Origin of the sequence: Gordonia caeni, from assembly GCF_039537105.1 — a bacterium.
In the GTDB taxonomy this organism is placed as follows: Bacteria; Actinomycetota; Actinomycetes; order Mycobacteriales; family Mycobacteriaceae; genus Gordonia; species Gordonia caeni.
Map to the genome: position 1 here is coordinate 22,521 of NZ_BAAAZW010000007.1, position 13,659 is coordinate 36,179.

At 70.1% G+C, this 13,659-nt stretch carries 12 protein-coding genes; 5 read left to right on the top strand and 7 right to left on the bottom strand.

What is annotated here, in order from left to right; genetic code table 11:
- The first annotated feature begins 11 nt into the window (after positions 1–11).
- Both ABD732_RS12470 and ABD732_RS12475 read left to right on the top strand, forming a co-directional pair.
- Complete coding sequence (locus ABD732_RS12470) at positions 12–752, top strand: ABC transporter permease (RefSeq protein ID WP_344784551.1); 741 nt, start codon at positions 12–14, stop codon at positions 750–752.
- Complete coding sequence (locus ABD732_RS12475; RefSeq protein WP_344784167.1) at positions 749–1,744, top strand: glycine betaine ABC transporter substrate-binding protein; 996 nt, start codon at positions 749–751, stop codon at positions 1,742–1,744. The genes ABD732_RS12470 and ABD732_RS12475 overlap by 4 nt, the downstream gene beginning before the upstream one ends.
- Positions 1,745–1,757: 13 nt before the next feature.
- Here the strand turns inward: ABD732_RS12475 and betT are convergent, their stop codons facing one another.
- The 4 genes from betT to ABD732_RS12495 all read right to left on the bottom strand — a co-directional run bounded on the left by betT (position 1,758) and on the right by ABD732_RS12495 (position 8,078).
- The gene (gene betT / locus ABD732_RS12480; protein WP_344784169.1) at positions 1,758–3,824 is read right to left on the bottom strand and encodes a choline BCCT transporter BetT; all 2,067 of its coding nucleotides are present in this window, start codon (positions 3,822–3,824) and stop codon (positions 1,758–1,760) included.
- Between the two features lie 2 nt (positions 3,825–3,826).
- Positions 3,827–5,575, bottom strand: a complete 1,749-nt coding sequence (betA, locus tag ABD732_RS12485; protein ID WP_344784171.1) for a choline dehydrogenase — start codon at positions 5,573–5,575, stop codon at positions 3,827–3,829.
- Positions 5,576–5,651: 76 nt separating this feature from the next.
- Positions 5,652–7,142, bottom strand: a complete 1,491-nt coding sequence (locus tag ABD732_RS12490) for an aldehyde dehydrogenase family protein (RefSeq protein ID WP_344784173.1) — start codon at positions 7,140–7,142, stop codon at positions 5,652–5,654.
- A 132-nt stretch (positions 7,143–7,274) separates the two neighbouring features.
- Positions 7,275–8,078, bottom strand: a complete 804-nt coding sequence (locus ABD732_RS12495) for a spermidine synthase (protein ID WP_344784175.1) — start codon at positions 8,076–8,078, stop codon at positions 7,275–7,277.
- A 39-nt stretch (positions 8,079–8,117) separates the two neighbouring features.
- Here ABD732_RS12495 and ABD732_RS12500 point away from each other — a divergent pair, with 39 nt between their 5' ends.
- Positions 8,118–9,056 carry a cobalamin biosynthesis protein gene (locus ABD732_RS12500; protein WP_425553041.1) on the top strand — a complete coding sequence of 313 codons (939 nt, stop codon included), beginning with the start codon at positions 8,118–8,120 and terminating at the stop codon, positions 9,054–9,056.
- 172 nt (positions 9,057–9,228) lie between these two features.
- On the opposite strand, the gene ABD732_RS12505 is transcribed toward ABD732_RS12500, so the two are convergent.
- Genes ABD732_RS12505 through ABD732_RS12515 form a run of 3 tightly spaced genes read right to left on the bottom strand, consistent with a single transcriptional unit; the run spans position 9,229 to position 11,374 of the window.
- On the bottom strand, positions 9,229–10,176 hold the full coding sequence (locus ABD732_RS12505) for an SURF1 family cytochrome oxidase biogenesis protein (protein WP_344784177.1): 948 nt from the start codon (positions 10,174–10,176) through the stop codon (positions 9,229–9,231).
- Between the two features lie 27 nt (positions 10,177–10,203).
- Positions 10,204–10,689, bottom strand: a complete 486-nt coding sequence (locus tag ABD732_RS12510; RefSeq protein ID WP_486326939.1) for a low molecular weight protein-tyrosine-phosphatase — start codon at positions 10,687–10,689, stop codon at positions 10,204–10,206.
- Positions 10,682–11,374, bottom strand: a complete 693-nt coding sequence (locus ABD732_RS12515; RefSeq protein WP_344784557.1) for an HAD-IA family hydrolase — start codon at positions 11,372–11,374, stop codon at positions 10,682–10,684. The genes ABD732_RS12510 and ABD732_RS12515 overlap by 8 nt, the downstream gene beginning before the upstream one ends.
- A gap of 22 nt (positions 11,375–11,396) precedes the next feature.
- Between ABD732_RS12515 and cobC the strand changes: the two genes are divergently transcribed.
- Together cobC and ABD732_RS12525 are read left to right on the top strand one after the other, a co-directional pair.
- A complete protein-coding gene (cobC, locus tag ABD732_RS12520; protein ID WP_344784179.1) occupies positions 11,397–12,494 on the top strand; it encodes an Rv2231c family histidinol phosphate aminotransferase CobC in 1,098 nt (365 codons plus the stop codon).
- A 17-nt stretch (positions 12,495–12,511) separates the two neighbouring features.
- A complete protein-coding gene (locus ABD732_RS12525; protein WP_344784181.1) occupies positions 12,512–13,627 on the top strand; it encodes a Nif3-like dinuclear metal center hexameric protein in 1,116 nt (371 codons plus the stop codon).
- The last annotated feature ends 32 nt before the right edge of the window (positions 13,628–13,659 follow it).

Sequence of the window (13,659 nt, forward strand, 5' to 3'; positions counted from 1 at the left end):
CGGGCACGTCGCTGTGGCGGCGGTTCCGCGCGCTGCCGGTGGACGTCTGGTTCGAGCCGCTGGTGATCGTCGTGGTCGCCGCCATCTTCTTCACCTGGTACGGGCTGACCGAGTTCACGTCCAACGAGCTCGCGCAACTCGAATGGTCCGTGCTGGGCACCACGATCGTCGACCACATCGAACTGACGGTGACCGCGGCGGTGATCGTGGTCGCGATCGCGATCCCGCTCGGCATCGTGCTGACCAGACCGAAACTGACCCGGCTGACACCGATCGCCGTCGGCATCGCCAACATCGGTCAGGCCGCACCCGCGGTCGGTCTGCTGGTGCTGTTCACCTTCGCCTTCGGCACGGGATTCCGCACCGCGGTGATCGGTCTGGTGGTGTACGCCGTGCTGCCGATCCTGCAGAACACGATCGTCGGCCTGCGGCAGGTGGATGCGCGCACCGTGGAGGCCGCCCGTGGGATCGGCTTCTCGGGCGCGCGAACGCTGTTCCAGGTGGAACTGCCGCTCGCGGTGCCGGTGATCCTCAACGGGGTGCGTACCGCGCTGGTGATCCTGGTCGGCACGGCGACGCTGAGCACGTTCATCGGGGCCACGAGCCTGGGCACCCTGATCACTACCGGCATCACGCTGTTCCTGCCGAATCTGCTGATCGCCGGCGCGGTGCTGGTGGCACTGCTGGCGATGGTGATCGACTGGCTCGGGCGACTGGTCGAACTCGTCGCCACCCCGCGGGGGCTGGCATGACGCGGCGGGGGCCCGTGCGGGCCCTGGCGGTGCTGACGATGGCGGCCGCGGTCGTCCTGGGCATCGCCGGCTGCGGCCTGGTCTCCTCGTCCGGCACGTTCCGCAGCGCGGCGCTGCCCGACGGTGAGAAGCCGCTGGACGGGGCCGCCATCACGGTCACGTCGAAGGCGTTCACCGAACAGGTGATCCTCGGCAAGATCGCGGCGACCTATCTGGCGGCGGCGGGAGCGAAGGTCACCGACATGACCGGAGCGCCCGGTGCGGCCTCGTCCCGGCAGGCCCAGCTCAACGGCGAGACCGATCTGCAGTGGGAGTACACCGGCACCGGATGGGTGGTCTATCACGAGGAGTCCGAGTCGATCAGCGACCCGGAGGAGCTGTGGCAGCGCGTGCACGACATCGAGCTGGCGGAGAACCAGCTGGTGTGGCTGCCGCCGTCCGACATCAACAACACGTACGCGTTCGCGGCCTCGCCGGCGACGGCTGAACGGCTGGGGACCAAGACGCTGTCGGATGTGGCCGCGTTGCCGCTGAACGAGCGGACCTTCTGCGTCGACGACGAGTTCTTCAGCCGGTCGGACGGTTTCCTGCCCATGCTGGAGGCCTACGACATCCCGTTCAACACCCCCGACGGTGTTCCGCAGGGCAACGTGACGCGCATGGACTCGGGTGTCATCTACACCTCCACGGCGAACGGCAGTCCCTGCAACTTCGGCATGGTGTTCGCCACCGACGGCCGGATTCCGAATCTGAACCTGCAGATCATGGAGGACGATCGGGGATTCTTCTTGCCCTACAACGGGAGTGTCGTGGTGCGGGAGGAGGTGCTCGACCGCTACCCGGAGATCCGGGAGCTGATGGGCACCGTGTCGTCCAAGCTCAACGACGACGTCGTCCGGGATCTGAACCGCCGGGTCGACATCGACGGCGAAGACCCCGCCGACGTCGCCTACGACTGGCTGATCTCCGCCGGCCTGGTGGTGCCGGCCTGACGCACGCGCCGGGTCACTCCGATGCGGTGTCGGTGCGCTTGCCGTTGGTCTCCTTGCTCAGTCGCAGGTACTCCAGGTGCCGTTCGTACTGGTCGATCACGTCGTTGATCAGCTGTGCCGACGTGTAGTCCATGACGTCGTAGCCCTGGCCGCCGCTGGACAGGTGCACCTCGAGCCGGGCGTAGTAGTCGTTGCCGCGCCGGGCGCGCCCGGCGTACGTCGGGATGGCCACCGCCGCCCGGTGCACCGAATACATGAAGCCGTCGTCGCCCTCGGCCTCGCCGCCGAGGGTGAGGGTGACGCACGGATCCCCGTCCTCGGGATCGGTCGAGGTCTCGACGGAGGCGTTGTAGCCGATCGAGCGGTACTCGTCGGCCACCGACTCGAGGGCGTCGGTGACACGCCCGTGGAGGAACCGTTCGGCTTCGGCCAGGGACGGGAACGACATCGCGTGTTCCAGGCGTTCGCGCCAGGAGCGGTCGTCGCCGGCGCCGCTGCGGCTGGACAGCACCCGCGGCTGGGCGGCCCGGACACCGTCGGTGCGCTGTCCCTCCTCCCGCAGGGACCGGAGCAGACCGATCATCACGGCGATCATCACGAAGGCGAACGGCAGCCCCATGATCACCGTCGCCGACTGCAGTGCCGGGATACCGCCCACCGACAGCACCGCGACGGTGAGCAGACCGGTGGCCACCGCCCAGAAGATGCGGGGACTGCTGGCCGCATCCTGGCGCGGATCGTCGAGCTCGGAAGTCAGGTTTGCCATCACCAGGGCTGCGGAGTCGGCGGACGTCACATAGAACAGCAGCGCCGTGAGGGTGGCGATCACGGCGACCACGCTGAACGCCGGATACTGCTGGAGCAGGTCGTAGAAGCCGCGTTCGGGGACTTCCATGGTGTCGTTCCCGAACTCCTGATCGCCGTCGCGGATCACCTTGATGGCGGCGTTGCCGTAGATGGCCACCCACATCAGGATGTAGGTGAACGGGATGATCAGGACCCCGGCGACGAACTCGCGGATGGTCCGGCCGCGGGAGATCCGGGCCAGGAACATGCCGACGAACGACGCCCAGGCGATCCACCACGCCCAGAAGAAGAGCGTCCAGTCGGCCATCCAGCTGCCGGTGTCCTCCCACGGGAAGGTCTGCATCGCCATTCCGGGGAACAGTCGCACGAAGTCGCCGATGCTGAGCACCAGCGAGTTCAGCAGGAACTCGCTCTTGCCGGCGATCAGCACCCACACCGCCAGGGCGATGGCCAGCAGCACGTTGAGTTCGGAGAGCAGCTTGATGCCCTTGTCCACGCCGGAGACCGCGGAGACGGTGGCCACCGCCACGCCCACGACGATCAGGACGATTTGCGCGGTCAGCCCCTCGGGGACGCCGAAGACCACGTTGAGGCCGACGTTGATCATCACCACGCCGATGCCCAGTGAGGTCGCGACGCCGAAGATGGTGCCCAGCACCGCCGCCAGGTCGACGGCGTCGCCGGCCGGTCCGTGAATCCTCTTGCCCAGCACCGGATACAGGGCCGAGCGGATCGCCAGGGGCAGCTGTTTGCGATAGGCGAAGTAGCCCAGGGCCATGCCCATCAGGGCGTACATGCCCCAGCCGGTGATGCCGTAATGGAACAGCGTCCACGCCGTCGCCTCGCGGGCGGCGTCCACGGTCTGCGGGGTTCCGGTCGGCGGGGCCATGTACTGGGTCACCGGCTCGGCCACCGCGAAGAACATCAAGTCGGTGCCGATACCGGCGGCGAACAGCATGGACGCCCACGACAGCGTGCTGAACTCCGGCTTGGAATGGTCGGGCCCGATCTTGGTCCGCCCGTACCGCGACAGCGCGATGCAGACGACGAACACCAGGATGAGGGTGGCCAGCGCGACATAGAACCAGCCGAACCATTCGGAGATCCAGCCGACGACGGTGCCGAGCACCGAGGCCGCGTTGTCGGGGACGATGATCGCCCACAGGGCGATCGCGACGCTGCCGATCGCCGAACCGCCGAAGACCACCTTGTTCAGGCGGGGCTTGGCCAGTTCTGCCTCGGCGAAATCGGACTCCACCTGTCCCGGAGGCATCGCTAGTGCTGTTCCCGAGCCGGTGCCTGGGCGTTAGCCCCGGCCTGATCTGGGGTGTAGTTGCGTGGGTCGGTCGGTGGCCACCACAGCGGCATGTCGGCGCGGTGGCGGTAGAACGGCACGTCCAGCGCCCCCAGTGGAGTATTGCCGGCGATCAGATCGGCGGCCTTCTCCGCCAGCATCATCACCGGCGCATAGATGTTGCCGTTGGTCACATACGGCATGGACGAGGCGTCCACCACGCGCAGGCCCTCTACCCCGCGCACCCGCAGCGTCTCCGGATCGAGGACGGCATCGTCGCCGGTGCCCATCTTCGCGGTGCACGACGGATGCAGCGCCGTCTCGGCGTCCTTGGCGACCCAGTCCAGGATCTCCTCGTCGGTCCGGACCGACGGGCCGGGGGAGAGCTCGCCGCCGTTGAAGGCGTCGAACGCGGGCTGCGACAGGATCTTTCGCGCCGTGTGGATGATCTCCACCCATTCGCGGCGGTCGTTCTCGGTGGACAGGTAATTGAACTGCAGCGCCGGGTGGGTGAACGGGTCTTTCGAGGTGATCTTCAACTCGCCGCGCACATCGGAGTACATCGGGCCGATGTGCACCTGGTATCCGTGCTCGGCGGCCGGCTGCGAGCCGTCGTAGCGGATCGCGATCGGCAGGAAGTGGAACATGATGTTGGGGTAGTCCACCTGGTCGTTGGAGCGGGCGAAACCACCGCCCTCGAAGTGGTTGGTGGCACCGACCCCGCGCCGCAGGAACAGCCATTCGGCGCCGATACGCGGCTTGTGCCGGTGCTTGAGCCACGGTCCCACCGACACCGGCTGGGTGCACTCGTGCTGCAGATACACCTCGAGGTGATCCTGCATGTTGGCGCCGACACCCGGCAGATCGGCGACCACCGGGATGCCCAGGCCCTCGAGTACTTCCTTGGGCCCGATCCCGGCCAGCTGCAACACCTGGGGCGAGTTGATCGCGCCGCCGCACAAGATCACCTCCGGCGCGTCTGCGCGCCGCACCGAACTGCTTCCGGCGCGTTTGTACTCGACGCCGGTGACCCGGTTGCCGTCGAGGCGCAGCCCGGTCACGTGGGTCAGGGTCTTGACGGTGAGGTTCTTGCGTTTGCGAACCGGGTGCAGGTAGGCGCGCGCCGCGCTGAGCCGGCGTCCGTCGTGGACGTTACGGTCGAAGGGGGCGAATCCCTCCTGGCGATAGCCGTTGACGTCGTCGGTCAGCGGGAAGCCGGCCTGCTGCACGGCTTCGAAGAAGGCGCCGAAGAGCGGGGAGGTGGCCGGGCCGCGTTCCAGTACGAGGGGACCCGAGCCGCCGCGCCACATGTCGGCACCGGCCAGGCACGTCTCCATGCGCTTGAAGTAGGGCAGGCAGTGGGCGTAGTCCCAGTTCGCCATGCCCGGGTCGGCCGCCCAGCGCTCGAAGTCCAGCGGGTTGCCGCGCTGGAAGATCATCCCGTTGATGCTCGAGGAGCCGCCGAGGACTTTGCCGCGGGCGTGGTACACCCGCCGGCCGCCCATGTGCGGCTCCGGTTCGGATTCGTAGCCCCAGTCGTAGAAGCGGCTGCCGATCGGGAACGGCAGCGCGGCCGGCATGTGGATGAACGGGTCGATCTTGAAGTCCGAGTGCCCGGCCTCGAGCACCAGCACAGAGGTGCCGGCATCGGCGCTGAGCCGGTTGGCCAGCACCGATCCCGCCGAGCCTCCGCCCACGATGATGTAGTCGAATCGGTCGCTGCCGGCCATGGGAACTCCTTCGTCGTACTCGGTTGGTCGTGTGCGCCCCGTTCCGGCGGCGCTGGTGCGGTGCGGCCCTCCGGGGTCAGCCTCCGAACCAGTACTGCGGGGCCGGGGCGATGTTGTGCCAGATGTGTTTGGGCTCGCGGTATTCGGCGAGACCGGTGGGTCCGAGTTCGCGGCCGTTGCCGGATTGGCCGAAACCGCCCCACTCGGCTCCGGGGACGTACGGGTGATAGTCGTTGATCCACACCGTTCCGTGGCGCAGCCGCCCGGCCACGCGTTCGGCACGTCCGCCGTTCTGCGTCCACACCGCCCCGGCCAGGCCGTAGCGGGTGTCGTTGGCGATGGACACGGCGGCGTCCTCGGCGGCCGGCCCGGTGTCGCCGGCGAAGGTCTCCACCGTCAGCACCGGGCCGAAGGACTCGTCGTGCACGCAGTCCATCGACCGGTCGCAGCCGTCGAGGATCGTCGGCGGGTAGAAGAAGCCGTCGTCGAGGCCCGCGCCGGTGGGTCGCTGCCCGCCGACGCGCAGCACGGCGCCCTGCTCGATCGCCCGGGCGACGTAGGCCTCCACCTTCTCCCTGTGCGCCGCACTCACCAGGGGACCGGTCTCGGCGTCGTCGTCGAACGGGCCGCCGAGTCGGATGCGGGCGGCGCGCGCGGTCAGCTCGTCGACGAATCGGTCGTGAATGGACTCTTCGACCACCAGACGTGCACCGGCCGAACAGACCTGCCCGGAATCGACGAAGATCGCCGTCAGCGCGCCGTCGACCGCGGCCTCGAAGTCGGCGTCGGCGAAGACGACGTTCGGGTTCTTGCCGCCGAGTTCCAGGGCGACCCGCTTGACGGTCGCGGCGGCGGCCGCCGAGATCGCCGTACCGGTGGCCAGTCCGCCGGTGAACGAGACCATGTCGACGTCGGGGTGGTCGACCAGGGCGGCGCCGACTCCCGCGCCGCTGCCCAGCACCAGATTGCCGACCCCGGCGGGCATGCCCTCCTCGGTCAGCGCGGTCATCAACCAGATGGCCGTCGACGGGGTCAGCTCGCTGGGTTTGAGGACGAAGGTGCAGCCGGCCGCCAGGGCGGGGGCCACCTTCCAGGAGGTCTGCAGCAGCGGGAAGTTCCACGGCGTGATCAGCGCACACACCCCGACCGGCTCGTAGACCACCCGGCTGACCACGTCCGCCCGGCCGGTGTCCACCACGCGGCCGGCCTCGGAGGTCACCAGGTCGGCGTAGTACTCGAACACCGAGATCACGTCGTCGACGTCGTACTGGGATTCGACGAAGCGTTTGCCTGTGTCGAGGGACTCCATGCGGGCCACGGCGTCGCGTTCGGTGCGGAGCCGTCCGGCGACCGCGCGCAGCAAGGCCGCGCGGTCGGGTGTGGGGGTGGCGGGCCAGGGCCCGCTGTCGAAGGCGCGCCGCGCGGCGGACACCGCCGCGTCCGCCTCGGCCGAGCCGGCCTCGGCGACGGTGATCACCGGGGAACCGTCTGCGGGGCAGCGAATCTCGCGGGTGTCGCCACTCGCGGCGGCACACCAGGAACCGTCGATGAACAATGTCTGCGACATGCTTCCTCCGGGGCGAGCGGTTCCGTCGACCGGCTCCGCCCGAGTTTCAAGCTAGTCCTATTTCGACCGGCGTTCGGGCGTTGCGGCGATATCCACGTCCGGCCGCAGCTCGGTGCGCGGCGGGGAGTCCGGTCAGTCGCGCAGGATGGGGCTGTGGCGCGCGAACGCCGTCGCCTCATCGTCGGTGAGCAGTCGTGAGGGCTCGGGATCGCTGCGCAGGGTGCGTTGCAGCTCGGGTGATCGGGGGAGGGGGCCGTCGCTTGCGACCACGACGATGTTGCCGCTGCGCCGGCCCTTGAACATCGACGGATCGGAGATCAACTCCACGTTCGCGAAGACGTCGGCGATGGTGGCGACCTCGCTGCGCACTGATCTCAGATCGCGGCGGTCGCCGCAGTTGGCCAGGTAGAGCCCACCGGGGGCCAGCACCCGTTTGACGGCGCGGGTGAACTCGGCGGTCATCAGATGCGGGGGCGTGATATCCTCGGCGAAGGCGTCCCGGATCACGATGTCGCGGGTCTGTTCGGTCAGCGTCTCCACCACTTCGCGGGCGTCGCCGACCCGGATCCGCAGGCGCGGAGCCCGGGGCAGGTCGAACCATTCGCGCGCCAGCCGCGCCAGTTCGGCGTCGATCTCCACTGCGACGTGCCGCGACTTCGGGTAGCGGTGCGCTAGGTGGCGGGGCAGCGCGCAGGCGGCCGCGCCCAGGTGCAGCACGCGCAGGGCAGTGACGGGCTCGGGGTGGGCGTCGGCGATCGCCGACGCCATCTGCCGCATGTACTCGAACTCGAGATTGGTCGGATCGAACGGGTCGACGTGGCTGCTCTGGGCCCCGTTGACGGTCAGCAGCCAGCCCCCGACGCCGTCATGGGTCAGTTCGGCTGTGCCGGTGGAGATCTCGAAACTCCCGGCGGAAGGGGTCGGTGCGGTGGCCATCGGATCGATGGTAGCCCGCCGCCCGATACCATCGGGCGCGTGCACAGTCGAGGCGGGCAGGCTCTGGCGATGACGGCGGGAATGGCCGCCGACCTGGCCTTCGGCGACCCCCGGCGCGGCCACCCCGTCGCCGTCTTCGGCTCGGCCGTAGCGGCCTCGGAGAATCGGCTCTACCGCGACTCACGCGCAGCGGGGACGGGGTTCACGGCGCTCTGGGTGAGTGCAGCGGTGCTCGCCGGAGGCCTCGCCGGACGGGCCGGCCCGGTCGGGACGGCGGTGGCCACCTTCTCGGCGGTCGGCGGCACGACGCTGTGCCGCGTCGGCGATCGGATCGCCGACGCCCTCGACGACGGTGACCTGGACGGCGCGCGCGCCACGCTGCCCAGCCTGGTCGGGCGCGACCCGAGCAGCCTCGACGAGGCGGGAATCTGTCGTGCGGCGGTCGAGTCGATCGCCGAGAACACCTCCGACGCCACCGTCGCACCGCTGTTCTGGGGCGCGCTGGCCGGTGCGCCCGGACTCCTCGGCTACCGCGCGGTGAACACGCTCGACGCGATGATCGGTTACCGGTCGTCGCGGTACGCCCGCTTCGGCTGGGCCGCAGCGCGGACCGACGACGCCGCCAACCTGGTGCCGGCACGGGTGACGGCGCTGCTGGCCGGCCTGCTCAGCGGGCATCCGATACGCGCGGTGCGCGCGGTGCGGCGCGACGGCGGGAAGCATCCCAGCCCGAATGCGGGCGTGGTGGAGGCCGCGTTCGCCGGGGCGCTGGGGATCTCGCTGGGCGGACGGACGGTGTACCCGCACGGGGTGGAGGATCGTCCGGTGCTGGGCGACGGGCCCGCGCCCCGCGCCGCCGAGCTACGGGCGGCCGTGCGCCTCTCCCGGCGGGTACAGATCGCGAGCGGGCTCCTCGCGGTCCTCGCTGTCGTGCGGGTACCGTCACCGCGGGCTGAGTCGGTCCCAGTTCGTTCGTAGGCTGAGCCGACCCCGGAGCTTGCGGAGGGGTCGTGTCGAAGCCGGGACCGTCGTGTGCGGGCGGGTTCATTTCGACTCGGTCTCGGCTGCGCCTCGCCCGGCTCAATGAACGGCAACGGAGCGGTAGCGGGCTGCGCCTCGCCCGGCTCGATGAGCGGGGAGACGAGGGGCGTCAGCGGCCGTAGCGGCGGGCCAGTTTGGCCTTGACGTCGTCGTCGGGGATGTCCACGGCGACGGCGGGGCCGGGTTCGGGGGCGGCCGCCGCATCGTCGGCGCTCGCCGCGCGGAGATCGTCGCGGATACGGCGGCGTTCGCCGGCCCGGGTGTCGTCGAAGGTGTCCTCGGCCACCACCTCGGTCTCGTCGCCGTCGGCGGACCGGCGCAGGGCTCGGCGATGCTTCACCTCGGCCCACACGAAGTAGGCGATGCCCAGCGGCGCCATGATGCCGAAGGCCAGCCACTGCAGCCCGTACGACAGGTACGGGCCCGACTCCAGCTGCGGGAGATCGATGGTGCCCAGACCGCCGGGCTGGTCCGGAACCAGCTGGGCGTAGAACGGATCCAGCGCCAGCCCGGAGGCGGTGGAGATGGCCGCCGAGTCCACGGTGTAGGCGGTGAGCCGGCCGTCTTCGATCCGCGGCTCCTTGCCTTCGGTGGTGCCTTCGGACTTGCGCAGCCGCGCGTGAATGGTGACCTGCTCGGTCGGGGGCGCCGGCACCTGGATCGAGCTGTCTGCTTCCGGACGGATCCAGCCCCGGTCCACCAGGACGGTGCGGTCGGTGCCGGCGAGCCGGAAGGGAGTCACGATTTCGGCGGCAGGGCGTTCGGCCACCGATCGCAGTCGCATCAGGACCTGCTCCTCCGGCAGGTAGTTGCCGGTGAGCGTCACCTCGCGCCACTCGGTATCGGTGTCGAGGGGCGCGCCCGCTGCCACCAGGTCGGAAAGGGGGACGGCGGAGGTCTCGGTCGCCGTGCGGATCAGGTCGTTGCGATGCTCGGTGTCGCTGCTCTTACCGAGCTGCCACGGCGCGAGGACCAGGAAACAGGCGGCGGCGAACGCCACGACCAGCACGGTGGAGAGCAACCACCCGGGTCGAAGGAAGGTTCGCAGCAGGTGCACGTCCCCAGGATACCGAGCGTTGCCGACTCACTCCCGCTCGGCCAGGGTGGCCTCGATCCAGGCCAGCAGGCCGGGCACGGCGGCCTCCACCTGGGCGCGGACGGCGGCGAAGTCCTCCGGGCCGCCGTAGAAGGGGTCGGGGACGTCCTCACCCTCGGAGTTCGGGTCGAAGCTGCGCAGCAGCCGCACGCGGTCACCCAGCCGCTTGCGCGACAACTCGCGCACGTGACCGGAGTCCAGGGCCACCAGCAAGTCGGCAGAGAGATGATCGGGGTCGAGCTGGGCGGCGACGTGCTGGTCGGAGTAGCCGTGCGCCAGCAGCTCGGTGCGGGCGCGGTTGTCGGCGGGCTCGCCGATGTGCCAGCCGCCGGTGCCGGCACTGCTGACCTGCACCCGATCGTCCAGCCGGGCGTCGGCGATCGCCGACGCCAGAATCGATTCGGCCATCGGGGATCGGCAGATGTTGCCGGTACAGACAAAACAGATGTGCAGCCGGTCGGGGCTTTCAGACACCGAGTACCTCGCGCAGTTGCGGGACCGTTCGCACGGTCCACGTGGCTTCGTCGACCTCCCCCGGTCTGGCGTATCCCCACCCCACCGCGATGGTGGGGAGACCGAAGGATGCTGCTCCGTCGACGTCGTGGGAGCGGTCTCCGATCATGACCGTGGGGGTCACTTCCGGATCCAACCCTAGTCCCTCAATGGCCCGGGCGATGACTTGCGCCTTGCTGCGGCGTGTGCCGTCGGCACTGGACCCGGCGATCACCGCGAAGTGATCGGTCAACCCGAAGTGCTCCAGAATGCGCTGGGCCACTTCCTCGTTCTTACTGGTCGCGATGGCCAGGGTTCGGCCCTGGGCGGCCAGATCGGCCAGCAGCACGTCCATGCCGTCGAAGACCGAGTTCTCCAGCCAGCCGACGACGTCGTAGCGCTCGCGGTAGGCGGCGACGCCCCGTACTGCGTCCTCGTCGGAGAAGCCGAAGGCGTGCATGGAGTCGAGCAGCGGTGGTCCCACCACGTCGGCCAGAAAGGCTTCCGACGGCTCCGGCGCGCCGAGTGCGGCCACCGCATGCCGGAACGACGTGGTGATCCCGGGAAAACTGTCGGTGACCGTGCCGTCGAGGTCGATCAACAGCACGGTGGTGGGGTCGGCGGGATCGGGGTGCGGGCGGGCGGGCTGAGCGGTCACGGCCTCCATGGTGCCCGTAGGGTCGACAGGCATGTCACCGGGTCGTCCACTGCGCACCGATACCGACTTGTTCGAGCCGGGCCGTCACGGCGACGCCGACGCCGAGGCGGGGCTGATCGGCTTCGCCGTCAACGTCCAGCCCGGTCCGCCGCCCTTCGTACGGGACGTGCTCGCCGCCCGTCTCGGCGACCTCGCCGCCTACCCCCGTGCCGACGACGTGCAGCGGGCCGTCGGCGCAGCCGCGCGACTGCACCGTCGCTCGCCCGCCGAGGTCCTCCTGCTCGACGGCGCCGCCGAGGGCTTCGAGCTGCTGGCACGGCTGCGACCACGCCACGTGGCGCTGATCGAGCCCACCTTCACCGAGCCGGGACGGGTGCTCGCGGCGTCGGGGGCCGAGATCACCCGGGTGGTGCTGCCGGCTCCGTGGCGGCTGGACGCGGCCGAGGTGCCCGGCGACGCCGACCTGGTGGTGCTCGGCAACCCGACCAATCCCACCTCGATGCTGCACACCCGCGAGCAGATCCTGCGGCTGGTCCGGCCGGGGCGGACGGTGGTGGTCGACGAAGCCTTCGCGGACCTGACCGTCGATCCGGTGACCGGCGTGCGGGAACCGCAATCGCTGGCCGGCGCACTGCCCGACGGAGTCGTCGTGATCCGCTCGATCACCAAGACCTTCGGCCTGGCCGGTCTGCGGGCCGGCTATCTGCTGGCTGCCCCGCACGTGATCGCCGAGCTGACCGCGGGCCGCCGGCACTGGCCCCTCGGCACGCTGGCGCTGGCCGCGCTCGCCGAGTGCCTGGGACCGCGAGGGCAGGCCTACACCGACGCGCTCGCCGGCACCGTCGCCGGCGACCGCGCGCACTTGGTCGGCCTCCTCGGCGAGGCCGGGATCGAGGTGTGCACCGAACCGGCGGCCCCCTACGTGCTGATTCGGGTGCCCGATGGCCTCGGCCTGAAGGCCGCCCTGCGCGAGCGCGGTTTCGCGGTGCGCAGTTGTGCCAACTTCACCGGCCTCGGTGCCGATCACCTGCGCCTGGCCGTACGCTCGGCTGAACCGGCCGCCGCACTCGTCGCCGCCATGACCGAGGTCCTGGCCGGCGAGGCATCGCACCGCGGACGGGGCGCATGACGACGGGAGAGGAAAGCATGACGGTGACACTGGGTCGCGTGGTGACCGCTCTGGATGCGGCCTATCCGCCGGCGCTCGCCGAATCCTGGGATGCCGTCGGCTTGGTCTGCGGCGACCCCGACGACGAGGTGCGCACGGCGCTGGTCTGCGTCGATGTGACCGACGCGGTGGTCGAGCAGGCGCTGGCGACCGGCGCCGATCTGATCGTGGCGCATCATCCGCTGTTGTTGCGCGGCGTGGAGTCGGTGGCCGCCAGCACCCCGAAGGGCCGGCTGATCCACCGGCTGATCACCGGCGGCTGTGCTCTCTATTCGGCGCACACCAACGCCGACAAGGTGCGCGGCGGCGTGTCCGATGCGCTCGCCGAGACGCTGGGCGTGCACGACACCGTGCCGCTGCAGCCCGAACCCGTCGCACCACTGGACAAATGGGTGGTCATGGTTCCTGAGGGCAGTGCCGAACAGGTCACCGAGGCGATGTTCCGGGCCGGCGCCGGTGCGATAGGCGACTACCGGGATTGCATGTGGGGCGTGGTCGGGACCGGGCAGTTCCTGCCCGTCGACGGTGCGGACCCGACGATCGGGGCCGTGGGCGACCTCACCCGGGTCGACGAGGAACGCGTGGAACTGGTCGCGCCGCGAGGTCTCCGCGCACGAGTGCTCGCCGCGCTGCGCGCCGCCCACCCCTACGAGGAACCGGCCTTCGACGTGTTCGCCCAGGCGGCGCTCGACAGCGACGTGGGTCTGGGCCGGGTCGGACGCCTCGCCGAGCCGATGCCCCTGCGCGAGTTCACCGCTCACGCCGCCCGCGCGCTGCCGAGCGCTCCGTGGGGGATCCGCGCGGCGGGTGACCCGGATGCGCTGGTCACCACGGTGGCGGTGTGCGGAGGTGCGGGGGACTCGCTGATCGGCGCCGCGGCCGTGGCAGGTGCCGATGTGTACGTGACCGGAGATCTGCGGCATCATGTGGTGGACGAGGCGCTCCGCGCCGGGGGTCCGGCCCTGATCGACGCCGGGCACTGGGCCACCGAGTTCCCGTGGTGCGTCAGCGCCGCTGAGCTTCTGGCCGAGAACGGCTGCGCAGCCACGGTCTTTCAGCCGCCGACCGACCCGTTCAACGTGGTCCCGTCGTGAACGACCACCCTGCCGATGCACTCTGATCCACT

Excerpts from the sequence above, each read along its gene's own strand:
- ABD732_RS12490 (WP_344784173.1), bottom strand. The coding sequence starts at position 7,142 with ATGTCGCAGACATTGTTCATCGACGGTTCCTGGTGTGCCGCCGCGAGT.
- ABD732_RS12515 (WP_344784557.1), bottom strand. The coding sequence starts at position 11,374 with ATGGAGGCCGTGACCGCTCAGCCCGCCCGCCCGCACCCCGATCCCGCC.
- betT (WP_344784169.1), bottom strand. The coding sequence starts at position 3,824 with ATGCCTCCGGGACAGGTGGAGTCCGATTTCGCCGAGGCAGAACTGGCC.
- cobC (WP_344784179.1), top strand. The coding sequence starts at position 11,397 with ATGTCACCGGGTCGTCCACTGCGCACCGATACCGACTTGTTCGAGCCG.
- ABD732_RS12525 (WP_344784181.1), top strand. The coding sequence starts at position 12,512 with ATGACGGTGACACTGGGTCGCGTGGTGACCGCTCTGGATGCGGCCTAT.
- ABD732_RS12495 (WP_344784175.1), bottom strand. The coding sequence starts at position 8,078 with ATGGCCACCGCACCGACCCCTTCCGCCGGGAGTTTCGAGATCTCCACC.
- ABD732_RS12475 (WP_344784167.1), top strand. The coding sequence starts at position 749 with ATGACGCGGCGGGGGCCCGTGCGGGCCCTGGCGGTGCTGACGATGGCG.
- betA (WP_344784171.1), bottom strand. The coding sequence starts at position 5,575 with ATGGCCGGCAGCGACCGATTCGACTACATCATCGTGGGCGGAGGCTCG.